At 43.3% G+C, this 25,816-nt stretch carries 20 protein-coding genes; 10 read left to right on the plus strand and 10 right to left on the minus strand.

What is annotated here, in order from left to right; translation table 11 throughout:
- Positions 1-475: 475 nt before the first annotated feature.
- Together AC5590_RS05720 and AC5590_RS05725 are read right to left on the minus strand one after the other, a co-directional pair.
- Entirely contained in the window at positions 476-1,558 is a 1,083-nt protein-coding gene (locus tag AC5590_RS05720; protein ID WP_169263310.1) for a class I fructose-bisphosphate aldolase, read from the minus strand.
- Positions 1,559-1,742: 184 nt separating this feature from the next.
- Positions 1,743-2,663, minus strand: a complete 921-nt coding sequence (locus tag AC5590_RS05725; RefSeq protein ID WP_169263311.1) for a beta-1,6-N-acetylglucosaminyltransferase — start codon at positions 2,661-2,663, stop codon at positions 1,743-1,745.
- 455 nt (positions 2,664-3,118) lie between these two features.
- Between AC5590_RS05725 and AC5590_RS05730 the strand changes: the two genes are divergently transcribed.
- Together AC5590_RS05730 and AC5590_RS05735 are read left to right on the plus strand one after the other, a co-directional pair.
- On the plus strand, positions 3,119-4,888 hold the full coding sequence (locus AC5590_RS05730) for an alpha/beta hydrolase (protein WP_169263312.1): 1,770 nt from the start codon (positions 3,119-3,121) through the stop codon (positions 4,886-4,888).
- A gap of 119 nt (positions 4,889-5,007) precedes the next feature.
- Positions 5,008-7,707 carry an alpha-mannosidase gene (locus tag AC5590_RS05735; RefSeq protein WP_248277134.1) on the plus strand — a complete coding sequence of 900 codons (2,700 nt, stop codon included), beginning with the start codon at positions 5,008-5,010 and terminating at the stop codon, positions 7,705-7,707.
- 43 nt (positions 7,708-7,750) lie between these two features.
- Here the strand turns inward: AC5590_RS05735 and psbN are convergent, their stop codons facing one another.
- Positions 7,751-7,882: a photosystem II reaction center protein PsbN gene (gene psbN, locus AC5590_RS05740; RefSeq protein WP_169263313.1), complete on the minus strand. Its 132-nt coding sequence runs from the start codon at positions 7,880-7,882 to the stop codon at positions 7,751-7,753.
- 83 nt (positions 7,883-7,965) lie between these two features.
- Here psbN and psbH point away from each other — a divergent pair, with 83 nt between their 5' ends.
- Positions 7,966-8,172, plus strand: a complete 207-nt coding sequence (gene psbH, locus AC5590_RS05745; protein ID WP_169263314.1) for a photosystem II reaction center phosphoprotein PsbH — start codon at positions 7,966-7,968, stop codon at positions 8,170-8,172.
- A 75-nt stretch (positions 8,173-8,247) separates the two neighbouring features.
- Here psbH and AC5590_RS05750 read toward each other — a convergent pair whose 3' ends face one another.
- From AC5590_RS05750 to AC5590_RS05760, 3 genes are all read right to left on the minus strand, one after another.
- Positions 8,248-12,648 (minus strand): nSTAND1 domain-containing NTPase, encoded by a 4,401-nt coding sequence (locus tag AC5590_RS05750; protein WP_169263315.1) that lies wholly within the window; start codon positions 12,646-12,648, stop codon positions 8,248-8,250.
- A gap of 339 nt (positions 12,649-12,987) precedes the next feature.
- The gene (locus tag AC5590_RS05755; RefSeq protein ID WP_169263316.1) at positions 12,988-14,694 is read right to left on the minus strand and encodes a C25 family cysteine peptidase; all 1,707 of its coding nucleotides are present in this window, start codon (positions 14,692-14,694) and stop codon (positions 12,988-12,990) included.
- Positions 14,695-14,737: 43 nt separating this feature from the next.
- The gene (locus tag AC5590_RS05760) at positions 14,738-16,162 is read right to left on the minus strand and encodes a hypothetical protein (RefSeq protein WP_169263317.1); all 1,425 of its coding nucleotides are present in this window, start codon (positions 16,160-16,162) and stop codon (positions 14,738-14,740) included.
- A gap of 608 nt (positions 16,163-16,770) precedes the next feature.
- Here AC5590_RS05760 and AC5590_RS05765 point away from each other — a divergent pair.
- Together AC5590_RS05765 and pth are read left to right on the plus strand one after the other, a co-directional pair.
- Positions 16,771-17,067, plus strand: a complete 297-nt coding sequence (locus tag AC5590_RS05765) for a TatA/E family twin arginine-targeting protein translocase (RefSeq protein WP_169263318.1) — start codon at positions 16,771-16,773, stop codon at positions 17,065-17,067.
- A 12-nt stretch (positions 17,068-17,079) separates the two neighbouring features.
- Positions 17,080-17,721 carry an aminoacyl-tRNA hydrolase gene (gene pth, locus AC5590_RS05770; protein WP_169263319.1) on the plus strand — a complete coding sequence of 214 codons (642 nt, stop codon included), beginning with the start codon at positions 17,080-17,082 and terminating at the stop codon, positions 17,719-17,721.
- A gap of 289 nt (positions 17,722-18,010) precedes the next feature.
- On the opposite strand, the gene rpsU is transcribed toward pth, so the two are convergent.
- A complete protein-coding gene (gene rpsU, locus AC5590_RS05775) occupies positions 18,011-18,190 on the minus strand; it encodes a 30S ribosomal protein S21 (RefSeq protein ID WP_169263320.1) in 180 nt (59 codons plus the stop codon).
- 121 nt (positions 18,191-18,311) lie between these two features.
- A complete protein-coding gene (gene rsmI, locus AC5590_RS05780) occupies positions 18,312-19,172 on the minus strand; it encodes a 16S rRNA (cytidine(1402)-2'-O)-methyltransferase (protein ID WP_169263321.1) in 861 nt (286 codons plus the stop codon).
- A gap of 116 nt (positions 19,173-19,288) precedes the next feature.
- Here rsmI and AC5590_RS05785 point away from each other — a divergent pair, with 116 nt between their 5' ends.
- Together AC5590_RS05785 and AC5590_RS05790 are read left to right on the plus strand one after the other, a co-directional pair.
- Complete coding sequence (locus AC5590_RS05785; protein WP_169263322.1) at positions 19,289-20,650, plus strand: TrpB-like pyridoxal phosphate-dependent enzyme; 1,362 nt, start codon at positions 19,289-19,291, stop codon at positions 20,648-20,650.
- A gap of 5 nt (positions 20,651-20,655) precedes the next feature.
- Positions 20,656-21,513 carry a sugar kinase gene (locus AC5590_RS05790; RefSeq protein WP_169263323.1) on the plus strand — a complete coding sequence of 286 codons (858 nt, stop codon included), beginning with the start codon at positions 20,656-20,658 and terminating at the stop codon, positions 21,511-21,513.
- A 98-nt stretch (positions 21,514-21,611) separates the two neighbouring features.
- On the opposite strand, the gene AC5590_RS05795 is transcribed toward AC5590_RS05790, so the two are convergent.
- Entirely contained in the window at positions 21,612-22,478 is an 867-nt protein-coding gene (locus AC5590_RS05795; RefSeq protein WP_169263324.1) for a TauD/TfdA dioxygenase family protein, read from the minus strand.
- A gap of 351 nt (positions 22,479-22,829) precedes the next feature.
- On the opposite strand from AC5590_RS05795, the gene AC5590_RS05800 reads away from it, so the two are divergent.
- The 3 genes from AC5590_RS05800 (at position 22,830) to AC5590_RS05810 (ending at position 25,105) form a co-directional block, all read left to right on the plus strand.
- Positions 22,830-23,666, plus strand: coding sequence for a 3'(2'),5'-bisphosphate nucleotidase CysQ family protein (locus AC5590_RS05800; protein ID WP_169263325.1), 837 nt, complete (start codon positions 22,830-22,832; stop codon positions 23,664-23,666).
- Between the two features lie 193 nt (positions 23,667-23,859).
- Positions 23,860-24,030: a hypothetical protein gene (locus AC5590_RS05805; protein WP_169263326.1), complete on the plus strand. Its 171-nt coding sequence runs from the start codon at positions 23,860-23,862 to the stop codon at positions 24,028-24,030.
- A gap of 223 nt (positions 24,031-24,253) precedes the next feature.
- Positions 24,254-25,105, plus strand: a complete 852-nt coding sequence (locus tag AC5590_RS05810; protein ID WP_169263366.1) for an ABC transporter ATP-binding protein — start codon at positions 24,254-24,256, stop codon at positions 25,103-25,105.
- A gap of 2 nt (positions 25,106-25,107) precedes the next feature.
- Here AC5590_RS05810 and AC5590_RS05815 read toward each other — a convergent pair whose 3' ends face one another.
- Positions 25,108-25,791: a tetratricopeptide repeat protein gene (locus AC5590_RS05815; RefSeq protein WP_171977717.1), complete on the minus strand. Its 684-nt coding sequence runs from the start codon at positions 25,789-25,791 to the stop codon at positions 25,108-25,110.
- Positions 25,792-25,816 lie beyond the last annotated feature (25 nt).

Genomic DNA, 25,816 nt, shown 5'->3' on the forward strand with positions numbered 1-25,816 from the left:
TCGCTCAGGGAGCCTTAGTGGGAGCGGATTTCAGACGCCAAATCGACACCACTTTTTTAATTGTCAATAAGGGCAAGATGATTTGCAATAAAATCCTCATCTTGTAGGCTGAAACCCTTACTACAAGAGCAATCGACACCACTCAACGGAATTATGAGGTTTTCAAGGATCGGGGGAGTGGTGTCGATGAGTTTCAACACACTCCCTCAAACATAGAATGTATCATCTATGCTTGTCAAGTTTTTTACATTTCACATTCTCAATTGCTTAGTCATCATCTCCACGCTGCGCTTTGTTACGAGCAAATTTTTGAGAAACTACACGCTACCCGCATATTTTACACCTAAAGCATTTAGTCCTCTTGAGAGGACTTTGGCTATTAGCCTGCGATTTGAATCGCAGGCGGACACGTTCGTCTGAGAGTCGTTTAGGCGTTAAGCGTAGTTCTACCCTAGGCGTTAAGCGTAGCTCTGCCCTAGGCGATCGCCACCGCATCAGACAGATAAACATCCTGAATCGCGTGAAACAATTTCACTCCTTCCTCAAACGGACGTTGGAATGTTTTGCGTCCAGAAATTAATCCTGTTCCACCAGCGCGTTTGTTAATCACCGCAGTCCGAACAGCTTCTGCAAAGTCATTTTTTCCAGACGCGCCACCAGAGTTAATCAGTCCTGCACGTCCACAATAACAGTTGAGTACCTGATAACGAGTTAAATCGATTGGGTGGTCGGTTGTCAAATCTGTGTAAACCCGCTCATTGGTTTTACCGTAACTCTTACCAGTCGCCTTGGCTACTGCTCCGTAGCCGTTGTTATTTTCAGGCAACTTTTGTTTAATAATGTCAGCTTCAATTGTCACACCCAGATGATTCGCTTGTCCTGTCAGATCAGCCGCGAGGTGATAATCTTTGTCTTGCTTGAAAGCGTTGTTCCGCAGATAGCACCAAAGAATCGTCACCATCCCCAAATCATGAGCGCGTTTGAAGGCTTGGCTAATTTCCTGAATTTGGCGGGTGGAGTTTTCCGATCCAAAATAAATAGTCGCACCCACAGCAACTGCACCCAAATTCCAAGCTTGTTCAACTGAAGCAAACAAAACTTGGTCAGATTGATTGGGGAAAGTTAGCAGTTCGTTGTGGTTGAGTTTGACTATAAAGGGAATCTTGTGAGCATATTTGCGTGAAACTGAACCTAAAACTCCCAATGTGGTCGCAACAGCGTTGCAGCCTGCTGCTATTGCCAGCTTAAGAATATTTTCTGGATCAAAGTAGATGGGATTGGGTGCAAATGACGCACCGGCTGAGTGTTCAATCCCCTGGTCTACTGGCAGAATAGAGAGGTAGCCAGTATTTCCCAGTCGTCCTGTGGAGTATAGTGTTTGGAGATTACGCAAAACTTGGGGGTTGCGATCGCTGTTCAACCAAACTCGATCCACAAAATCTGGTCCTGGCAAATGTAGTAAATCCTTAGAAACTTTTGCCTTATAGGTGAGCAAGTCTTCTGCTTCTTTGCCTAGCAAGGACTCAATAGAATGAGGCGCAGATAGTGTTGTCGTCATTGCCTTTTCCTCAAAACGTCAGCACATAGCTTTGCCTTTAATATAGCATTCGCACTATTTTTCACCCGCTTCTAAAAGCATGAAAACTCTTTTCCTAAAATTTGGATATGGGGCTTCTAGAACAAATGTCTCATGTTGCTCGGGAACATTAATCATTTATCCTGATGCGACCAGAATTACAAATTTATTTGATTTTTTCAGATTCGCTTAATATTCTTTTATCAATCATGTCTAATATATTTGCATCTATAGTCAGATCAAACTTCCTAGCAAATAATTTTTCTGATTCCCTAATTTTCTCAAAATCCTTTTTTTCTAAAATTTTGGGGTGAAGGGAATCATCCTTCGGCCACTCTAGATAGGTCAAGCTAGTGTTAATAATTTTTTCCTTAAAAGGGGAATTTGCAATTAAAATCTGGTAAAACAATTCATCTGGACAATAAGTGTAATTAAAACTATTAACAAACTTGGGGTTTTGCTTAACAAAATTATTTATCCATTTTGTAGATTCTCCTGTTAAGCACCAAAATGCTGATCCTCCATAAAGAGCAAATCCTTCAGGCAATTTAGGTCTTTTCGGTAAAAGCAAAATCAACAATGAATATAACAAAGAGTTAATAGGAGATTTAAACTCACGCTTTTGCGGAATAAAAAACTCCTTATCTTTCCAACGAATATACCAAGATTCTAATCTTGTTAAGCCTCCCTTGTACCATATACTACAAGGTAATGGAAAATACTCTATAAATTCTTTACCATTATTCTGTTGGAAAAACTTTTTAATCTGTTCATTTGACTTGATCAAATAGTCTTGACCTGAGAAATATATAACATAATCGAAGTACTTACCCGTTTCAACTATTGATTTTATTCCTTCAAGACTAGCTCTGATAATATCAAAACCTCCCCATCCTAAATGGTATCTCTTTATGAAAGAGACATTTGGAAAATCCTTGAGTTGAGTCACTATCTGATGATAAATTTTCTGCTCTGTTTTTTGATCTATATGTATAAAAAATGAAACGTCATCTGTGTTTAGTTTAGAAATAAGACGTACTAATTGTTCTGGATATTTATGCGCCAAAATTATATATGCTATTCTCATAAAAAACGGGAGTATCCCAAAGGTGTAAATGTATAGGAATCCGGTTTGATTTGGTGAATTGACTCGTAAAGGTAGGGAACAGGGAACGCTTAACAGGGAACAGGCAACAGGGAAGAAATACTTACCTTGTCAAGAAGTTTGAAAGTCTCGTAATGTCCATATTTTTCATGAGTTCATGTCCTAATCTACCTGGCAACGGCTATATCCTGCTGTAGTGGTTTCACAAGCAAAGAAATTTCCTTTGTGACTGTGGAACCAATCCAAAATTCAAAATTCCCAAGCCTCGGATCTGTCTGTGCGATTCATCTAAAATCTAAAATCTAAAATCTAAAATCCAAAATTGAATGACCACAGAGAACATTTGTGGTTAACAAAAGAATATTCCCAACGATAGTATTGATAAGCAGCATAAGCTTAATTTAGTAAAATTGCTAAAGAAGCGCTTGGTGATATTCATGAATTGCTCGCCGATTTCGCCTCCTATCCCCAAAGTTACCCGGTTGCGTCCTCATACTCGTTTGATCAGCAAGCAATCCATTTTGCGACAAATCGCCTTGGGGATTCTCAGTATTGGGTTAATTCCTACTCTAACCGCTCGTCCTAGCTTAAGTGCAGAGCGGTTGACTCTTTCCTATGGTGCTGTGTCTCGCTCTATTTCGATTGATTCTCTAGAAACCTATGCCAAGACAGGTAAAATAGATGATGACCTAGCTGTGTATGTTGAGTATGCAGGTAAAGAGCAACTAAAGCAACTGCCGCAATTGTTGCTGACTCCCATTCCCCTAAATGCTGTACAGGTTTCGCAGTTTCTTTATACACCGATCGGCGAAAGAGTGTTAGCAGATTTCGGAGAAGTCGTACAGCAAGAATCTCACATTAACGGGTTCTATGCAATTCGAGGAGCACTGATTCTTGCAGCCGCCGATCCAAAAAATTTCACTTTATTAAATATACTACGCAGGTTTCCCTCAAGAACGATTTCGATAAATTTAGCTCGCGGTTTGCAAATAGCAGAGGCATTCCAAAATATAGTCAATCAGACTCAACAGGCCATCGCACTGATCAACAAGCAGTCGTCGGATACAGCAAATGCCTCTACTTCAGATAAGATTTCACTCACAGATCTGCCACGATCAGGAAAATATCGTTGGCAGAAGCGGACTATTACGCTCAACGACACATCTCGTAATCGCATTTTTCCTGCTGACATTTATCTACCAGATGTATCTGGCTTTCGTCCAGTTATTGTCATCTCCCACGGACTTGGTTCTGATCGTAGCAGTTATGCTTACCTTGCTCAAAACCTTGCTTCTTATGGGTTTGTCGTTGCTGTTCCAGAACATCCCGGTAGTGATGCCAAACAGTTGCAAGCTTTATTATCAGGTAGGGCGGCGGAAGTCACAAGTCCAAGAGAATTTATTGACCGCCCTTTGGATGTAAAGTATTTGTTGAATCAACTGACGAACCTATCTCAAACCGACCCTGCATACAAAGGGCGCTTGAATTTGGAACAAGTCGGCGTAGTCGGTCAATCCTTTGGTGGTTACACAGCTTTAGCATTAGCAGGAGCACCAATTAATTTTAAGCAACTAGAAAAAAACTGCCCAAGTTCACCAGATAAGGCTAATCTTTCACTGTTACTTCAGTGCTTGGCTGTGAGTTTACCACAATCTAGTACATATAACTTATCTGATTCACGAGTTAAAGCGGCGATCGCCATTAACCCGATTGACAGCACTATTATGGGGCAAGACAGTATCAGCCAAATTAAAATTCCTATAATGATTATGGCTGGCACTGCCGATACAATAGCTCCAGCATTTCCAGAACAAATTGAACCCTTCACCTGGTTAACCACCCTAAATAAATATTTAGTCTTAATTAATGGTGCTACCCACTTCTCAACAATTGGAGAATCACAAAGTTCTGGTGTACCCGTTCCCGAACAGGTGATTGGTCCGAGTCCTGCATTAGCACAGCGATATGTCAGGGCTTTGAGTCTTCCCTTCTTTGAAACCTACGTTGCTAATCAACCAAGTTACCGTCGCTACTTGAGTGCCAATTACGTCAACGCTATCAGTCAAGAACCCTTACGATTGAGTTTGGTACAGTTTCTCAGTTTGAAAAATTCTGCCTTGAGTCCAATACAACAGCACTCTGCTGTTTTTAATTCACAATCAAGTAGCCCTCCTTCCCTCCCAGCCTACGGTACAAAGCGCCCCTAGGGGGCGCGGCGCAAACGCGCTTCACTCCTTATTTTCACCTCAGGCGGGTGGGAAAACTTACAAGTATAAGGCGAAACATTAATCAGGTTGTTTTGTGACATTTCATACAATGTATCCTGTTGCCCTTCGGGTCGCCAATCCCCCAAACTCCTGCGCAGACGCTACGCGAACGTGACGGAAGCCGCCAAGACGGGGGCTGGACTCACCAAGACGCGAAGGACGCCAAGGAAGATAAGAAAGAGTTTGAGAAATTACTTTTTGCTCTTCGTCAGAGGTTGCTGGAATCGAAGATTCAAAATCTTGATTCAAAAATTTACTTATTAGGTCATGCTCATCTTGACTTGGCATGGCTTTGGCCTGTGAGTGAAACTTGGAAGGCTGCACAAAGTACTTTTGAGTCGGTTCTTAAACTTCAGCAAGATTTTCCAGAGTTGATTTTTTGTCATTCTTCGCCGGTGCTTTATGCTTGGATTGAAGAGCATCGCCCGGATTTGTTTGATGCGATTCAAGAAGCGGTAAAAGCTGGGCGTTGGGAAGTTGTGGGAGGTTTTTGGGTTGAACCGGAACTGAATTTAATTGCAGGTGAATCTATTGTTCGTCAGTTGTTGTATGGTCAGCGTTATGTGTTGGAGAAGTTTGGCAAGCTTTCTTCTGTTGTATGGGTACCAGATAGTTTCGGTTTTTGTGCAACTTTGCCGCAGTTTTTCGCAAGTGCTGGTGTTGAGTATTTCGTGACTCAGAAGTTGCGCTGGAATGATACGACGAAGTTTGATTATGGTGCTTTTTGGTGGCGATCGCCTGACGGTAGTGAAGTCTTTAGCTATATGTCTGCCCTTGTTGGTGAAGGTATCGATCCTGTTAAAATGGCATCCTACGCGTGTGAATGGCAAACTCAAACAGGTCTTTCTGACGCCCTTTGGCTTCCTGGCGTGGGTGACCACGGTGGCGGTCCCACTCGTGATATGTTAGAAACTGCCCAGCGTTGGCAAAAATCTTCTTTGTTCCCGAAGCTAGAATTTACGACTGCCGAAAATTATCTACAGCAAATCAAGAATAGACAAGAAAATAATTCTCCCCCAGCCTCCCCTGCTTCCCCTCCCTCCTTCCCCACTTGGGAGGACGAACTTTATCTAGAATTCCATCGCGGCTGTTATACCACCCACGCTGACCAAAAACGTTGGAATCGTCGTTGTGAAGGATTATTGTACCAAGCAGAACTGTTTGCGGCTTTGGCAACAATTAGCTCTGGGGTGACATATCCGAAAGCTGAACTAGAAGCGGCGTGGAAAAAGGTCTTATTTAATCAGTTTCACGATATTCTGCCTGGTTCTTCGATTAATCAAGTTTATGCGGATGCGCTTCCAACTTGGCAGGAGGTGGAGAAAGTTGGCAATGAGATATTGCAGGAGTCTTTGAGTGATCTTGCATCCCAAATAAACTTAAGCGAGCCGCCCCAACCCGATGCTGTACCAATTTTCGTCTATAACTCCCTGAATTGGCAGCGCTCTTCGGTTGTCGCTGTTGAGCTACCATTACCTCACTCTTGTGCTTGCGTTTATAATCTTGAAGGAGAACTTTTGCCTTCCCAACTGAGCAACGACTCAAAGCTGCTGTTTATAGCAACCGATGTCCCCTCTGTTGGCTATCGCGTTTTTTGGCTTTGTCCTCAACTGCCTAAAAAAGGCTATAACATAACCCAGTCTGATGATACCAATTCAAGTTTGCGAAAGCAAGAACATTTTGAGCGAAAAAGATTGAGTTTTGAAAATGAGTTTTTGCGGGTAACTGTTGACGAAGAAACTGGTCATTTGTCGATTCTTTTTGACAAAGTTAATGATAGAGAAGTTCTCAGTTGTGCTGGAAATCAATTACAAGCTTTCCAAGATAGTGGTCAATATTGGGATGCTTGGAATATTGACCCTAATTATTCTGAGCATCCCTTACCACCAACGCAGCTAAAATCTATTGAGTGGCTCGAAACAGGACTTGTGCAAACTCGTCTGCGTGTGGTGCGCCAGCTGGGTGAATCAGAGTTTTGCTGTGATTACATATTACAAGGGCGTTCGCCAATCTTGAAAATCGTCACGACTGTGAACTGGCAGGAACGTAACTGTTTGATGAAAGCTGCTTTTCCTTTGAATCTAGAGGCAGACTTTGCCACTTATGAAATTCCTTGTGGGACGATTCGCCGTCCGACCAAACCCGAAACTCCAGCAGAAAAGGCGAAATGGGAAGTCCCGGCTTTACGTTGGGCAGATTTGACAACTCCCGCCACCGTTAACAACGATCATACATACGGTGTTAGTCTGTTAAACGATTGTAAGTATGGGTACGACAGCCAATCCAATCAATTACGCTTAAGTCTGTTACGCAGTCCAAATTGGCCTGACGAGGAAGCAGACAAAGGATTTCATGAATTTACTTATGCTTTGTATCCTCATGCTGGTAGCTGGGAATCAGCCCATACAGTCAGACACGGTTATGAATTGCATCTACCAATGGAAGTAATGATGTTGAGTTCTAAGCATCACCAGAACAACAAGTCTTTACCACCAGTTGGTAGCTTCTTAGATTTGTCGGCTGAGAACTTAATATTAATGGCGTTTAAGCAAGCAGAAGACAACCCAAAACAATGGATTCTCCGATGTTACGAATGTCACGGACAGACAGCCGATTTGCAGTTGCAAAGTGATTTAGGGTTGACTCTGGGAGAGTCAGTGGACTTATTAGAGCACTCTTTGCCCACACCCGAATTCTCATCTGGGCAACAAATCTTTACGATTCAACCCTGGAAAATTAGCAGCTTTAGGGTTAGCTGAGGGGTTTGTGATTGTGTAAAACACAATCACAAACCCATGAAATCTAATCTTCGTGATCTTCAAAGGGATCGCTCAATTCCTTACCAGGAGGGCCAAAAGAGGTGTAGATGGAGAACGCCGTAATGAAGATCACAACAGCGCCGACAGAAATACTAAGAACTATTGCGGGTTCCATGACAAGTATCGATTATGTGTCCTATTCCTATAGAATATTACAGAAGATTAAAAAATGCTTTGGCAACTCATCTTAGGTGAACTATGGCACAAAGGACGCAATTGGGAGATATCCTCAAACCTTTAAACTCTGAGTATGGTAAAGTGACTCCAGGTTGGGGTACTACCCCCGTGATGGCTGTTTTTATTTTGCTATTTTTCGTGTTTCTGTTGATTATTCTGCAACTCTATAACAAGTCCTTCACGATCCAAGATGTTTTGGTTGACTGGCGGGCTTTGGGCGTTAAATAATGTTCCTAGTCCAAAAACCTGGATAACACTGTGTTACTCCACACCCGGCTTTCGTCCGGGTTTTTTTGTCAGTTGTTAGTGGGCTGTTCCAATACCATCGCAAAGGTGGCGATCGCTGTCTTCTACCTCTTTGCTATACTTCAGATAATCCCCCACCGAATCACAAGCACTGCTCATTAGCGTATCTAAATCGAAATCCCGCAGAATAATGCTAAAACCTGCAACAGTGGCAAGGGTTTTGCCGTCGTGGCTGAAGACGACGCTACGGGGTCCTTTGTGATCATACTCAGAAAGAGAGAGGGTGTGCAGTAGCTCACCTTTGAGGTTCCAGAGTTTGGCTGTGTTGTCAAGACTAGCAGTGGCAAGGGTTTTGCCGTCGGGGCTGAAGACGACGCTAAAAACATCGCTACTATGCCCAGAGAGGGTACGCGGCGGTTCGTTAGTTTCAAGGTTCCAAAGTTTGATCGTTTTGTCAAGACTAGCACTAGCAAGGATTTTGCCGTCGGGGCTGAAGACGACATCATTGACAACATCCTGATGCCCAGTAAGGGTTTTCCGTTCTTTACCTTCCTGGTTCCAAAGTTTGACCGTTTTGTCCAAACTTGCAGTGGCAATGGTTTTGCCGTCAGGGCTGAAGACAACGCTACTGACAACATCCTGATGCCCAATGAGGGTGCCCACTTGCTCACGTTTGCGGTTCCAAAGTTTGACGGTGTTGTCGGAACTTGTAGTGGCAAGAGTTTTATCATCAGCGCTGAAGACGACTTTCGTTCCAAGAAGGGTCTGCGGTTTCTTCTCCTCTAAGTTCCAGAGTGTTACCGTGTCGTCATTAGCAGTGGCAAGGGTTTTGCCGTTGCGGCTGAAGACGACTTTCTTTCCGGGAAGGATCTGTTGTTCCTTACTTTCAAGGTTCTCAACGTTCCAGAGTTTGACCTTGTTGTTTTCACCAGAAATGGCAAGGGTTTTCCCGTCAGAGCTGAAGACGACATCATTGACCATAGTACCCTCATCCCCAGAGAGGTCTATCTTTGACTGATTATCTGTAAGGTTCCAAAATGTGACGATTTTGCTCTTCTGACTACTAACAGTGACAATGCTTTTGCCGTGGTCGGGGCTGAAGACAACTTTAGTGACTTGATCCTCATGCGGGAGGGTACGCGGTTCCTTGCTGAAGACACCCCTAGTGACGCTAGCCTCATGCGGGAGGGTACCCGGTTGCTTACTTTCGCGGTTCCAAAGTTTGACGGTGTTGTCGGAACTTGCTGTGGCAAGGGTTTTGCCGTCGGGGCTGAAGACAATGCTATTGACACCTAGCTTATGCCCAGTAAGGGTTTGCTGTTCTTTACCTTGAAGATTCCAAAGTTTGACCGTTTTATCAAAACTTGCAGTGGCAATGGTTTCGCCGTCAGGGCTGAAGACGACATCATTGACAAAACCCTGATGCCCAATGAGGGTGTGCAGTTCCTTACCTTGAAGATTCCAAAGTTTGACCGTTTTGTCAGAACTTGCAGTGGCAATGGTTTCGCCGTTGGGACTGAAGACGACCTTATTCACCGTATCCTTATGACTAGTCAAGCGATTGCGCTCTTTGACTCCATAAACTGCTTTTTGCAACGTTGTTACAAGCAAAGGCTCGCTTACTTTGTGTTCTTTCAAAATCTTTCCTGCCTTAATCTGTTGGATCAGAGCATCCAATTCTTTATGAGAATCAAACAGTGACGAGGAAGATCGAACTAGAACATTGGCTTGAGTTATTTCCGCTTGTTGTTTGCGATGGAAAGAAAGAATTCCCAAGCCAGCAGTCAGAATTAAAGCGATTAATGATCCGCCAGCTATTCCCCAAGCTGTCCTGATTTCGCGACGGCGACGGGCTTCTTTTTCTCTTTCTTGGCGATCGCTTTTTTCTGTACAAGCAGTCACATACTCAGTCTCTAACTTGTTTAGAAAACTCGTATTTTTCGCTAACTCCTGAGCTTCTTTTAATCTTCCTCCTTCATCATGCGTCAAATAATCCTCGCTTTTTTGCTGCTTTTCCCAATCCAAAGCTGCATCACGTATATTTTTGCGTAGTTGTAAGTTTATTCGATTATCATCTAACCACTGCAGCAACCTCGGCCAGTGGCGGATTAAGGCTTCATGTGCTATCTCCACCTCTTCACGATTTGTCGATCCGTCTACACTTGTAACTACTAATCGCGCCCCTTCACCCGCCAACCGCTGCACCAACCGCTTAGTAGTTGCCAAATCACCACCCGCAGGTACCAGTTCATCTAACCAAACTCGCTGTCGGGTGTCACGACGTTTCTCTCCTTGTAATGCATTTTCATCCAAACGTGTCAAGCGGATGAAAATATTCTTAACTTGGTCTTGTTCTGCGGGTGACAAACTATTGTAAACATCATCGGCAGTTTGAGCGATCGCCTTATTCACACCACCAATAGCCTCATACTCCACAGTCCGCAACCATCTACCATGTCGGTGCTTCCACATCTCCAGCAATGCATGTTGCAGTAGTGGCATTGCTCCTGGTTCACCTTGCACATTATCCAGAATCAAGTTGCTCAAGCCTGCTTCAAACCGTAACCCTACCTTCGCAGCTTGCATTTCCATCGCTTTGCGCAATTGGGCAGCATCCATCGGACCAATTAGTTTTTGCCTCGCTTCCATCAAATCTTTCAAATTGCGATAGGGCGCACATTCGCCCCAAAAGTCTGCCCGCATAGTAATGACGACTTTTTGGTGTGGAATCAGGCTTAACAATTTTTCGATGAAACTCACCCTCTCGGCTTCATCAGTACAGAGGGTAAACAATTCCTCAAATTGGTCGATGACTAATATTGCAGATTGTGCTATGACTTCGGACAGACTAGTTTCCAGTTGTTCGATCGGGTTACTACTCGGTGTCATGTATACTGAGACCAAACCAGTCTGTTTTTCCTGTAGCAACGGGATCAAGCCTGCTAACACCAACGATGACTTACCACTGCCAGAACCGCCTAATACGGCTAAAAAGTTGTGTTCAGTGAGCTTTTGTTGCAGTTGGGCAATTAATTCTTCTCGCCCAAAGAAAAATTCGCGGTTTTCGACTCGGAAAGGATACAGACCGAGAAACGGGCAACGAGAATCATAGATTGGTGGTTGCTGACCTAATGCCAAAGCGTTGAAGTTGAGGTCAACGATTTCCTCACAGAGGTTGTTAACTTCTTCTAAAGTTTGTTCTCGTTCTTTGAGGACTTCTTTGCTCAAAGCTGTGGCATCTGCTCCCAGGGTATTTTTGAGCTGCCCCTCTAGCTGTGCAAACTTCTTTTCGAGGACAGGCGATCGCTCTGGTAACAACTGCACAAGCCGTTCTAAACCATACTGAATTTCCGCGTTGGTCAGTTTTCGGTCAAGCTGGTCGCTAAATAAGGGTCGTCCTCCCAAACGGCTGAACAGTGCCGGTACAGTCACATCGCCACGTTCTGCAAGAGTTGCTGTCGCCTCATGCAATGCTGAGTCTACTTCCCCCGATTGTCTCAATTGGTAGTAAAATTTCTCTGTTAGTGCCTGAGCCGTCTTGATAGTGACTTTCTCCGTCATCGCCACCACCGCAGGCATCCCCAAATCTCGCACCAATCGCTGCCCTAATCCCCCTAATGCTCCTTCTGCTTCTGGGCTGGCACTCTCACAAGTACAGAGAAAAGTAAAATGAGGTAGCCCTCTAGCACCTCGTAACTGGCGAACTCTTTCTATTAACTTTGTGGCTGTCACCACCTCAACTGTATTATCATCTTTTGACCAGTAGAGGAGGGTTTCACCATCATCCATGACTTTACCGTGGCTAACAAAATGCAGCATTGTATACTGCTTTGTGCGATCGGTTAGTTGAGCGCAAAGTTCATCTAGGGTAGGTAAGCCAATAGCACCGTCAACTGTTGCTAACACATCGGTAGGAATATCACCCAAAGCTACGCGCACGCTCTTGACAGTAGCTTCCACATCAAATGTATCTAATTTATACCTACGAGAATCCAAGGGACTAGCCACTAGTACCAGCGCCTTTAAATCTCGCCGCCCGATGGCAGGAAACAGTCGGTCGGTAATCGCAGGAATATAAAAAGAGAAAGGCACTCTTTGGTTAAGTGCTAAGATTTGCCATTCGCCATCAATGGGAGCACATAGTCTTTCCCAACGTAAAGTTCGCAGTTGTTTATCAATAGCTTCAATAAACAGTAACACCCGCACTGTTTGCTGATTCTGACTCAGTGCCCGGATAAATCCATCACGCACTTCGTCTCGTAACAGCGCTTTACCCAAGAATGTACCGTAATCTCGTACTTGCCCTTGAAGACTAGTCAAATGCTGCAAATCTTCAGCACTCAAACAGAGATTACCTTCCAACCGCAATGGTAAAAGAACGCCTGGTTGAGTGTGTTCTACGACAATTGGCCAGCTATCTCCTGATTTGCGTTGGATGGTAATCTCGAAAGTGTTCATGAGTTCTCTTTAATACTGGTAAATGCTAACTTGCTATTGAGGACTGGGGACTGGAAAACAGATTTAGTGATAAAATCTTTCAATTTTCGATCCCCAATTCATATCGTTTCCGGTTGAATCTGAATAATTAAAAAACCGCAGAGGCGCAGAGAACGCAGAGGCAGAGAGAAAGGAGAAATCATTCCGATACAAACGGATTTGATATCACATACTATTTCTTTGTGAGGCTGTGCCAAATTTTCTTACTTCTTCTTTCTTTCTTTCTTTGTGTCCTTTGCGTCCTTTGCGGTTCGTTCCTCATATAATTGGGCGTATCTCTGGCACTTTACGGGCAAGCTATCATGGAGAATTGGTATCAATTAAATTCAATTTATTCAGACTTTCACGTAGACTAGTTATAGCTAAAAGCGCAGCCTGAAGTTTTGCTTTATCGTCATCTGAAGCTTGCTGGGCTGTGTTGACAAACTGTTCTAGTGCTTGAATCAAGTTCGTCTGGGCTTGCTGGATAGCGCTTGCATCGGCTGTCTGAGGCGTTGCAGGCGCAGTCGGTAAATTGATTGTCTCTATTACTGGGCGATCGCCTGTGGAACTATCACCCACAACTAGCCTAACTGCGGGGTCGCCAATAATGGCATAACTGCGAGCATCGTTATTGGCTGTCCACATTCCAGACAAATTTATTGGATTGGCGATCGCACCATACTTAATTTCTTCTAATTCTGTACTCAAATCAGACGAAAGTTCAGCATAGCGTTCGTTGAAATACTCGACAGCTGACCCCACAGGATGACCTTCTAGCAGTCGCTTTAGAGTACTTTGAAAAACTGCTAACTGTTTACCAGTTTTTTCCCAGACGAAAGAGCAACCCCAAGCGCGTTCTACGTGGCCGATGACTGCCAAAGCACCTCCATTGGGGTGACTGAGGAGTCGTCGGGGTAGAGGAGCAACAAAAGCATGGGGAGCAATTTCTAACCTCTGCGTTGAGTTTTTTCTATGGCCAAATTCATCAAAACGGGGCGTACCAGCACCATAACAAGCAAAGTGAAAAGCAATTAGACCTAGCAAACGAGCATCGTTACCGATATCGTCCGCAGAAAAGTAAAATTCTTCGGGAATTGGTTTATTGCCCCACTGGGCTTTACCGGGCCAGTCCTGACAAAGTAAAGCGCCCTGATGACGTAGTTGCCTTTCATCCCCATGAGGAAAACCCATGCCATGACTAGCAGTGAACAATACAGCAGGTGTTTCCTCTCCTCCTAACAATTTGCTCAACCGCGCCTTTGTGGCTTCTTCTGCTAGTAAGGTTTCTACTGTCCAATTATTCTGTTTTTGGGAACTCACCATCCAATCAGCTAAAGGCTGAATCAATTTTTCAGCACTGAGTTCAGTAGCTGCGTCACCCTGAGTACGGACGCCGAAAAAGGTAGCGCGGCGAGGCAGGTTTAAATTACCAGTTTCAGCCTGGACGACACTACGAGCATACTGAGCATATTCTTGCGGCGTATCGAAGTAAATTCGACCCACTGCATACTGTACGTCGAGTTGATACTGGAAACGATAAGGAATGCTTTCTGGGTCACCAACGATCAGCAGATAATAAGGCATTTTCTCTGGATCAGCAGGGCCAGGACCGACTCCATGACGCGCCAAAAATTGATTTTTCGACTCACCAGGACGATAACCCTTGGGGCCAGTGTATTCCTGATAATAGTTCTCGTGATTTTTCGTCGCTTGCCTTTGCCTATGTTCTAACAGTTCTTTGAGCGCTTCTTTGATTGCTGGGTCGGCATTATAGGTGAAGATAACTCCCCAACCTGTCTGTGCGAGGTCTTTAGGATCTACTCCTTCTATCGGTGCAAAATCAGGTTCTAAACCTTTGACGTGCAGATCCTTTTTCTTGAGTTCACTAATTTCTACAGGGTCAAACTCTTCACCTTGAGCAATCTTAGAAACCTGTTCAGGTGTCAAAGGAGGTAGCAAATACTCTCCTGAGGCACCGTCAATTCCATTGAAATACAGCTCTTGTGTTAGCTGTTCTACGCTCATATTATGTGTATCCTTATATTTCCAACTTACAGACACTGTTTCATTAACTGCCAAAGGCTGCCGACCACACTGCATGAGCGACTTCCGGTTTATCAATGGCGTTGTGAGCACCTATGAAAAGATCTAGTAGACTCGGAGGGACAACAATATATTTACTACTTTCTAAGTTGTAAATTTTACCTGATTGAAAATTGTAGGATTGTTCCAGGGGTAGCATACCTTTTGGATCGTTAATAATTTCCAAACCATCACCCTGAATCCCATAACAACCAATGCCACCTACGCCGGGATATTCCTTCTGGGTACTCTCACTATTAGGGTCAAAGTCTATATCTTGCTCCCTAAATATTCCGAGTGTTCCCGCCATAGGATAGGCATTCTTGACAGCCTTATCATGCTCAGATTGGGTAGTAACAATCGGCCCTGCAACTTTACCATCAGTAATAATGGAGCGGAAGTAACCAGGAAGATTGTTTCTAAAAGGGACATTTGAGCAGAAAGACCACAGTGATAGAGCACCTTGTATTAAGACAAGAGAATTAACTGGACGGACTAATTTGTTATTGTCTTTGGTACCTGCAACGGTAGCTGAGACAAAAATACATCCAAAACTGTGCCCCATCAGATGAAATCTTACAGTATTATCTGTCAGTTGTTGAAGTCTGTTTAACAAATTGAAACCAGTGGTTTGACCGATTTTCCGAGCGAGGTCTTTCATCTTCCAGAAAGATAACAATCTCGGAATGTTCAAAAATGCATCTGTGGCTGATTTCACACTATCCCCAATTCCGAAGCTGACATCTTCGTTTTCTTCTGCAAGGGTAGCTTCATATATACTTTCAGGATCTAGATTTAATGATTCGTTTTCGCTCCATGCATCTGCATCTTCTCCTTCACTACTCAAAGATGCTTCCTTAATCAAAACCTCGTAGGCTTCACGCACCTCTGATGGTAATGTATCGGGTGCAACGTCATATTCTCCCGCTGCTGTAAAAATTGTTCTGAGCGCTTCTCTTGCCGCTTCAGTATCAGCAATGCTCTGAGCATACTGATTGATTAATTCTTCTTGAGAAGTATCTGTAGTGTCAAACGACACAATTGTTTTGTCTAGAGACACTGCATTGAGATCTTCATCTCCCCAAGGCTTACTAGGCCAATGTAGACCAATCAACAAGGGGCGAAATCCTGGTCGCAACTGTTGCATTTTTTGAATATCAGCCTGGTTTTTAGCCATAGCTGCAATCCATTTGTCGTACTGGTTTTTTGCTGCAGGAATGTCACCTTGCCATCCGTGGCTCATCAAAAAGACATCTGTGATTGGCTCTTTAGACTTTCTTGCGCTAGATAAGATCTCTATTACCTTTTGGCTGATGAACTCTCCATTGTTTTGGCGTTCTTTGCCTTTAGCATCAAAAGCGATGAGATAGTATTTCAAGGAAGTTTCGACTAATGTTTTTTCAATTGCCATAAGTAAATTTTCTTGACCCCGGTTGCATTTTTATTTTGTAACTTTTCTAACTGTTATATAGCAAGATTTTCATAAAGTGAAAAAAATGTGTTTCTTTGATTTGTTGCTAGCACAGACTTTCGCCGCTAGTCAGAGGCTCAGTTCTTGCACCTTACCGTATAACTCCGCAAAAATTATACTATAATTTTTGCTTGTGTGAGTTCTTACAACTTTATTATGGAAGCTTTATTTAGCACAACTTCATACGTAGTTAGTATTGTTTTCTTAAAAAAGTTCCCAGTTCTTTTTTGGATTAAAACCAAGAGTATTTCCTAGTAAGTTCATGTTAAGTCATGGTGTTCTTTCTTCCGGAATATAGATGTGGGTGGTGTTTTGAGAACTTCAGAAATTTGAACTTTAGTTGCTCTGATCTAAACTTACTGCCTCAGACTCCGCCACCAAAGTCGGCAAAGTCGGATCTTCAAGTCGGCTCAAGTCGGATTTTGATAAGTAAGTCGGCTGTTGGAGCATTAAGTAACTAAAATTATGATCGCAGCAATGACGGTAACTATTGATTAAACTACATATGTGGGTTTCCAATGCGGTTTTTGATGTGACTGGAGAAAAATATGAATGTATTTGGTATCGGTTTGCCGGAAATGGCTTTAATCTTTGTGGTAGCACTGTTAATCTTTGGTCCGAAAAAGCTACCAGAAGTTGGTCGCAGTCTAGGAAAAGCAATTCGCGGTTTTCAACAAGCTTCTAGCGAGTTTCAAAACGAGTTTCAAAAAGAAGCAGTTGAGTTGCAAGAAGCAGTGAAAACGACTGCTGAACTAGATACCAAGCAAACAACTCAACCAGAAACTAAGCAAATAGAAGCAACTAAGTTGGAGCAAGACACTGCGAGTTCTGCCCAAAAAAGCTAGACAGAAGGCAAAATGACAGAAGCTGTTGCTAAAAAAACTTTGGTCATTCCCCAGCTAATTGTCGGGTTGGGGAACCCAGAACCCAAGTATGATCAAACACGCCACAATATTGGTTTTGCTGCTGTAGACGCGCTATCTCGTTCTTGGAAGATTCCCTTGGCAGAAAATCGCAAGTTTCAAGGCGAATATGGCGAAGGAATTGCACCAAATAGAGATAAAATCCGTTTGTTGAAGCCACTGACTTATATGAATCTTTCAGGACAAGCAATGCAAGCCGTGACAAGCTGGTATAAGCTGCAACCTGAATTGGTTTTAGTTATTTATGATGATATGGATTTGCCTTTGGGAAAAACTCGCCTGCGCTTATCTGGTTCCGCTGGAGGACATAACGGTATGAAAAGCGCGATCGCACACCTTGGGACACAAAACTTTCCTCGTTTACGTATTGGTATTGGTAAACCAAAAAATGCAGCGAGTAACGACGAACATGGTACTGTTTCTCATGTCTTAGGACGATTTTCTGCTGCTGAAAATCAGATGGTTTCTGTTGTACTACAGTTTGTGGGCGAATGCGTAGAACTCAGCCTGAATTCGGGAGTGGAAAAGGCAATGAATATTTGTAACAGCCGCTCTTTTGATAGTTCGCAATCTTAGTCGTGTATTTTTGACATTCCCAGTACTGGAAGAGGTGAGCTTAGCTCACCTATTTCAAAAAGAAGTAGAATTGTTGGGCTGAGTGCGACTGTTCTTGACTTCAAATATTACAAATAATACATGAGTCTCTAACTCACCTGGCGTATTCTATAGTTTTGAAAAATAATTAGATCGTACCCCTACCGGGGTACGATTCATCTTGTCTAATTTTTGTATCAAGGCTACCGAATCTATTTAAGCTTCTCTAACAAGCGTGAACGTAGTCAAGCAACGTCAGTTCCAATTCGGTTTATCTCATACTTCGCTTGCGTCTTGCAGCTACAGCCTTGCGTTTACGTTTTTCTAATGGTGTTTCAAAGTGTTTGTGAAACTTGACATCAGCTAAGATTCCAGCTTTGGAAACTTGCCGTTTAAATCGACGCAAAGCCGAATCAATTCCTTCATTGTCTCCTAAAAGCACCTGGGTCATTCTTCTTCCTCATGAACAATACTCTGATTGTAGTGCGACTGCAACCGGGAGCGAAACTCCCCTTTACAAAAGTAGGAGAACCGGAAAAGTAGAGGGAATCACCGAAGAAGAAGATTGATGACTAATGACTATCTTGATCGGGCATTTTGATAGAAAGAGCTAATTGATATAATTGACGACGGGGAAAGGAAATTTCTTTTGCTAACTGACGGCTGGCTTGCGATCGCGATATTCCCTGACTCATGATCTTTTGCAACTCTGCTTTGAGTTCTTCTTCTGAAAGTTGCGGTTGAGTAGGTGGTGTTCCTCCCACAACCAAAGTGTATTCACCTTGAGGTTCGCGTTGGCTGTAATGAAGAATTGCTGATTCAATACTTCCCCGCAAAAATTCCTCATACAATTTAGTTAACTCCCGCGCGATGACAATTTGGCGAGTGTTTCCAAAGACTTCTGCTAAATCTTCCAAAGTTTCGCGTAGGCGGTGGGGAGACTCGTAGAAAATGAGTGTGCGAGGTTCTGTTGCTAGGAATTCTAAGTGCGATCGCCTCTGTTGACTTTTAACTGGTAAAAATCCTTCAAAAACAAATTTATCCGTTGGTAATCCAGCTGCACTTAATGCAGTCATTGCTGCATTTGCACCAGGAATTGGCACAACTGTTATCCCAGCCTCAACAGAAACTTTAATGAGTTCATATCCAGGATCAGAAATTCCTGGTATACCTGCATCAGTCACCAGAGCGATCGCTTTCCCGTTACTGAGTTCCTCTAATAACTCTGGAATCCGACTACTACGGTTGTGTTCATGGTAACTTACCTGTGGCGTTCTCACTTGAAAATGTTGTAACAATCTACCAGTGTGGCGTGTATCTTCCGCCGCAATGATATCCACTGTCTGCAAAACTTTCACTGCCCGGAATGTCATATCTTCCAGGTTACCAATAGGTGTGCCGACAACGTAAAGTGTTCCTGGTTTTATATCCATGAATAAATATTATCTTGTGTGTTGAGTGGAGCTTCTGACAATTTTTAATTGTGTGTATTCTATCCAGCGAAAAGCGTACGATAGAAAGAAAAATTTATTGTAGTCACTTTTGAGCAATGGACACGATCAAATACACGCTTAGCGAAAACCAAATACCACAGTCCTGGTACAATATCCAGGCTGATTTACCCACGCCGATGGCACCAGTGTTACACCCTGGTACATATCAGCCAATAACAGCAAAAGACTTAGAACCCCTTTTTCCAGCGGCGCTGATTTCCCAAGAGGTTACCACTGAACGCTGGATTGAAATTCCTGAGGAAGTACAATCAATTTACCGTCAGTGGCGACCAACTCCACTTTACCGCGCCCGACGCCTAGAGGAAGCTCTTGATACCCCTGCTAAAATTTACTATAAGTACGAAGGTGTCAGTCCAGCTGGTAGCCACAAACCCAATACAGCGATTCCACAGGCTTATTACAACAAGCAAGCAGGGGTAAAGCGCCTGATAACAGAAACTGGTGCAGGACAATGGGGTTCTTCGCTGGCAGTTGCTGGTGCTTTTTTTGGCTTAGAAGTCGTGGTTTACATGGTAAAAGTAAGCTATCGACAAAAGCCATATCGTCGCGCTTTTATGGAATCTTTTGGTGCGCGTGTTATAGCTAGCCCCAGTGATGAAACACAAGCAGGGCGAAAGATTCTCCAAGAAAATCCTGATAGCACAGGCAGTTTGGGGATCGCCATTAGTGAAGCGGTAGAAGTGGCAGTTCAAGATGAGCAGACAAAATATTCATTAGGTAGCGTGTTGAATCATGTGCTACATCATCAGACTGTCATCGGTCAAGAAGCGCTGACACAACTGGAGCAAGCAGGTGACTATCCTGATATTATCGTGGGTTGTACAGGTGGCGGTAGTAATTTTGCTGGTATTGCCTTTCCTTTCATGGGTGCAAAGCTGCGCGGTGAGCAAAGTGATATCAAATTTGTGGCAGTTGAACCGGCTGCTTGCCCAACCTTAACTAAGGGCAAATATACATATGACTTTGGCGATACAGCACATCTCACTCCCCTTGTCAAGATGTACACTTTGGGCAGCACCTTTGTTCCCCAAGGCATTCATGCAGGTGGGTTGCGGTATCATGGTATGGCACCTTTGCTCAGTCACGTTGTAGATTTGGGTTTGATTGAAACAAGAGCTTTCACACAACTTGATTGTTTTGCATCTGGTTTAACTTTTGCCCGTAGTGAAGGTATTTTACCTGCCCCTGAAGCTAATCATGCAGTCAAGGGTGCGATTGATGAAGCACTACGCTGCAAGGAAGAAGGAGTGAGTAAGACCATCCTATTCAATTTGTGTGGTCACGGTCACTTCGATATGCAAGCGTACATGGATTATCAGGCAGGATTGTTACGCGATACTGAATATAGTGCTGAAGAAATAGCGATGGCGCTGTCAGGCTTGCCTGTGATTCGTTGAACTATATGAAAAAAAGTGGGTTATTTGTCGGTTTAGTCACTTTAGATTTGATTTACCTTGCCCAATCTCCTCCTCAGAGTAATCAGAAAATAGTCGCTGCTGACTACACTGTTGCTGCAGGTGGTCCAGCAACAAACGCGGCTGTTACTTTCAGTCATTTGGGTAATCAAGCGACAGTCTTGGGCGTAGTAGGTTGTCACCCAATGACGCAGTTGATAAAAGGAGATTTAGCAAATTATAAAGTTGAAATAATTGACCTTGATCCCAACACACAAAACGCGCCACCAGTTTCTTCTATTATTGTCACCCAAGCAACTGGTGAACGCGCAGTCGTTTCCATAAACGCTGTCAAAACTCAAGCAAACCGTGAATCTATTTGGCCAGAAATTTTACAACACGTTGACATTGTTTTAATAGATGGACATCAAATGGCTGTTGGAAGTGAAATTGCCCAAATAGCTAAAGCGAGGAATATCCCAGTTGTTATCGATGGTGGTAGTTGGAAAAACGGCTTTGAGAAAGTCTTACCTTTTGTAGACTACGCTATTTGTTCTGCTAATTTTCATCCGCCCAACTGCGAGACTGAAGATGAGGTTTTTGCTTATCTGAGTGGATTTGGTATTTGTCACATTGCCATCACTCATGGAGAAAAACCGATTCGATATCTCGAAGATGGAAAAGCTGGCGTTATAGATGTACCTGCTGTTCAAGCTGTTGATACACTAGGGGCTGGAGATATTTTCCACGGTGCTTTTTGTCATCACATTTTACAGGAAAGTTTTACCACTGCGTTGCAGCAAGCAGCTCATATGACTTCATTTTCCTGTCAATTTTTTGGCACGCGCCGCTGGATGCATTCTTAGTAGTCGATTGCTGTGCTGATTTTACAATCGCTGAAAAAGCGAGAGTACTCTAGGAAACCGAATCGGAGATTAGAGCATAACAAGCCAATTGACAGTATCTAGACATAAGTGTTGTCCACAACTCCTAAGCGTAAAGCGACGCGTTTATACTGCGTGGCATCGTAGGGAGTGCCTGTGTGCATAACTTGCGAGTTGTCCCAAAAAACAATATCGCCCGGTTGCCAAACATGAGCGAAAACTGGTGTGCGATCCAGAACAGTCTCAAATAGTTCTTGCCAAAACTGTTTTGCCGACTCTCGTTTCTCTTCCATACCAACAGGAATCGATGTGTCTGAGCCAAGATATAATCCTTTGTGCCCAGTCACTTTGTGGGTTGATACGATTGGATGCACTTTCATAGGAACATCACTCTCAGACTCACTAAAGACGGGCGACAAATGATACATATTCATTGACTCTAATTGCCGCTGATGTTCTGGTTCAAAGTTGTTGTATGCTTCTATCATGTCGAGAAATTCAGTCGTGTGAGGTTGTCCATCGACTCCTTGAGGTATTTCCACTCCATAAAGCATCACCACATACAGAGCATTCATATCCAGTCCTTCCGTTTTTGGAAGGTGGTCTTTGTCATGATGCCATTGCCAAGCAAACTTGCCCACAATTTCCTGAGTATGTCCTTTGGGATTTCCTAAGATATGTACACCTGGAGAAAGTAAGTTTGGATCGATTTCGGGATCATTGGGTTTAGGCTGCTGACGCCCAAGCCTTGAATAACCAAAAGTCTGTTGGGCAAATTCCTTCAACTGTGATGCAGTAAGATGTTGCTGTCTGACGACGATAACACCGTGTTCCCAAAGAGATTTTTTGAATTCCTGTACCTGTTGATCTGTAAGTTGCATGAGATTGCAACCTTGCAGCACTTCGATACCAAGTCGTTGGTGCTGCTGGACTGTCTTGTATTGCATAGAGTAAATCCTTGCACTTTGTAGTGTCCCCTTTCCATCTTCGCGTCACTTTTAGGCGATGTGCAACTTATTCAGTTACAAAGTAATCAAACTTTAACGCCCTACCCAGCTACAAACCGGGAGATTCACAATGTTTCTAGCCATACAATACCAAAGTATATTGAGGAGCAAAGGCATCACAATATTACTTGATGTCGCGGTGAAGCAGTGCGTTGGGGAGGACAGTGCCGACTTGTAGCAACTGCTGAACCCGGAGGGCAAGAAAAATTGCCGTTAGCGCTACATCTTTACGGCTATAAGCACGGGAGTTTTGCGCTTCTCATTCTATTTGATAAGGGGACAAGGCGATAAATGAAAGACTTAGAAAACATTTTAGAACTAGCTCGTTCCGTGGGTTGGGGAGCAACAGATATACTGAGTTCTTATTACCACCAGACTGACGACAAGCTAGAAGTACAATACAAGCAGAATGAGCCTGTCACTATTGCAGATGTCAATGTCAATAATTACATCCTGGAGAATCTACAAGCTGCTTTAGGCAAAGAGAATTTTGCTTACATTAGCGAAGAAACTTACCAAGGGGAACAAGTTCAGCAAGAATGGGTATGGATAATTGACCCTTTGGATGGTACACGAGACTTCATCGAAAAAACTGGGGAATATGCTATCCACATCGCATTAGTGCAGGGAACACGCCCAGTGCTCGCCGTGGTAGCAGTACCTGAAGCAGAAAAGTTGTACTATGCCATAAAGGGAGGCGGTGCTTTTGTAGAAACCCGCGAACGCAAAACTTTACCACTACAAGTATCCTCACGAGAACGCATTGAGGATTTAACTTTAGTTGTCAGTCGTAGCCACCGTAACGAAAGATTAAATTACCTACTGCAACACCTACCATGTCAAAATCACAAAGCAGTTGGCAGTGTGGGCGGCAAAATTGCTGCAATTGTGGAACAACGAGCAGATATTTATATTTCTCTTTCTGGTAAGTCTGCTCCCAAAGATTGGGATATAGCTGCTCCAGAACTCATCTTAACAGAAGCTGGTGGTGAGTTCACTCATTTTGATGGCACCCCGTTGCAATATAACACTGGTGATGTGAATCAGTGGGGTGGTTTGCTTGCAAGCAACGGGCAGTATCACGAGGTGCTGTGTCGGGAAGCCGAAAAGATTTTAGCGGAGTTTTAAAGTTATTTCTAACCGCAGATGGATGCCGGAGTAGATGGACATAGATAGTTTACCTGTGTTTATCTGTCTCCATCTGCGCTTTTATATTAAAAAAGAAGTTCAACATTATATAGTCAACTTTGAATTGCTATATAATGATGGTTTCCACTATTTATTGTTATCTGGGTCAGCTACTGTATTAGGATTGGAACGTATGAAAAGAGAGCGCCGACCAGCTGTCGTGAATGAACGACTTAGAGAGATCATAGCTCAAGTAGAGGCTAGATCCGATGCGAACCATCTTAAGTTACTTGAACCTTCTCAGCCTGTACAGATATTGCCAAAAACGAGTCGTTCTTGTGGTGAGGATGAGACTCCTAATTGAAACAATTGTAACTAATTTTTGCAAAAGTAACAAATAGATTACAGGTTCGTTTGACGTGGTTTGGTCAAATCCTGGTGATTCGTTATCCCCTTGCCATCATACTATAAAAGGCAAGGGATTATTTTGTGTTGCAAAAATATTTAGTGTAAATTTCAAATTTAAGCGTTTTCATCTGGCACAATGGGCACAATATGTGATGAAATTTTCGGATGCGTTGCTACCCATGACTGTTGCTGTTCACTTAGAAAACGTCCACAAAACTTACAATAACATTCCTGTGGTGAATGACCTCTCATTCACTATCAATGCGGGAGATATGTTTGGTTTACTAGGTCCCAATGGTGCAGGGAAATCTACCACAATTCGGATGTTAACCACATTGACAAAACCAACCCAGGGGCAGATAGAGGTTTTTGGATATGATGTCGTCAGCCAACCCATACTAGCAAAACAGTGTCTTGGTGTTGTGTTGCAAGCAATTAGTGTAGATGGAGATTTAACAGTATGGGAAAATATGGAGCTGCACGCAAGGCTACATCACATTGCCAATCCTGGGCGACAGCGCCTAATTGATCAATGGCTGGAGTATGTTGAACTCGCACCTAGACGTAATAGCTTAGTAAAAACTCTGTCTGGAGGTATGAAGCGGCGGCTACAGATAGCAAGGGCTTTGTTGCATCAACCGCAAATTCTGTTTCTAGATGAACCAACAGTGGGACTAGATCCTCAAACAAGGCGACGTCTTTGGGAAATTATTCGGGATTTGAATAAGCAAGGGATGACGATGTTGCTTACGACTCATTATATGGATGAAGTCGAGTATTTATGTGACCGCATTGGCATTATGGATGGCGGAAAATTAATATCTCTTGGCACTCTACAAGAGTTACGCTCTACTCATGGTGAGGGCTTAGTCGTCAAGCAAGTAGGAGAACGTTGGGAATATGTTTTTTTCCCAACTTTGGAAGATGCTAACTCATATCTTAATCAACAAGAAAACAAAACTGGCATGATGGTTCGTCCCTCTAACTTGGAAGATATTTTTGTTGAATTAACCGGACGCAAGTTGGACTAATTTTATCCTTTCAAAGTTCGTAGCACGGCTTCTATCCTGACTACGCTGTCCTGTTTACCTTGCTTTTGGTATAAACTCCTCGCTTGTTGAAATGCTGCGATCGCATCTTTTGATTTACCCTGCTTCATTAAGATGTTACCTCGCAACTCATAAACTTGGGGATTTTTGGGATCAAGGCTAACAGCTTGTTCGTATGCCCATTTTACATTGTCTTTCTCTCCCAAACGCAATAGAACTGTCGCTAACCCTATGTAAGCGTTGACGTTACTCCGATTACTTTGAATTGCACGCCGGTAGGCGTCCTTTGCTGCTTTATTGTCTCCTAAATTACCACTGACATAACCCAAAGCATACTGATAATCGCTATTGTTTGGATTTAAGGCAACAGCACGACGGTAAGCTTGTAGTGATGAGGGAAAGTTTCCTAGTTGGGCGTAGAGGTAGCCAATGCCAGAATAAATCGTAGCGTTTTTTGGCTCCAGAGTGGATGCTCTTTGATAAAGAGCGATCGCCCCATTATAATCACCACTATCTACTAGCTTGCGTCCTTCTTGTAAAAGTCCTTTTATCTCTTCGCTACTTTGTTGTTGTGGTAATGCATCCTGAGCTTGAGCAACCAAAGGGATTGTTGCCAGAAAGCTCCCAACTAAAAGAACACTTACTATAAATGATGTTCGTTTGTACACAGTAAATTACCTAAAAGTTCCTGCA

Source organism: Brasilonema octagenarum UFV-OR1, assembly GCF_963888615.1.
Taxonomy (GTDB): domain Bacteria; phylum Cyanobacteriota; class Cyanobacteriia; order Cyanobacteriales; family Nostocaceae; genus Brasilonema; species Brasilonema sennae.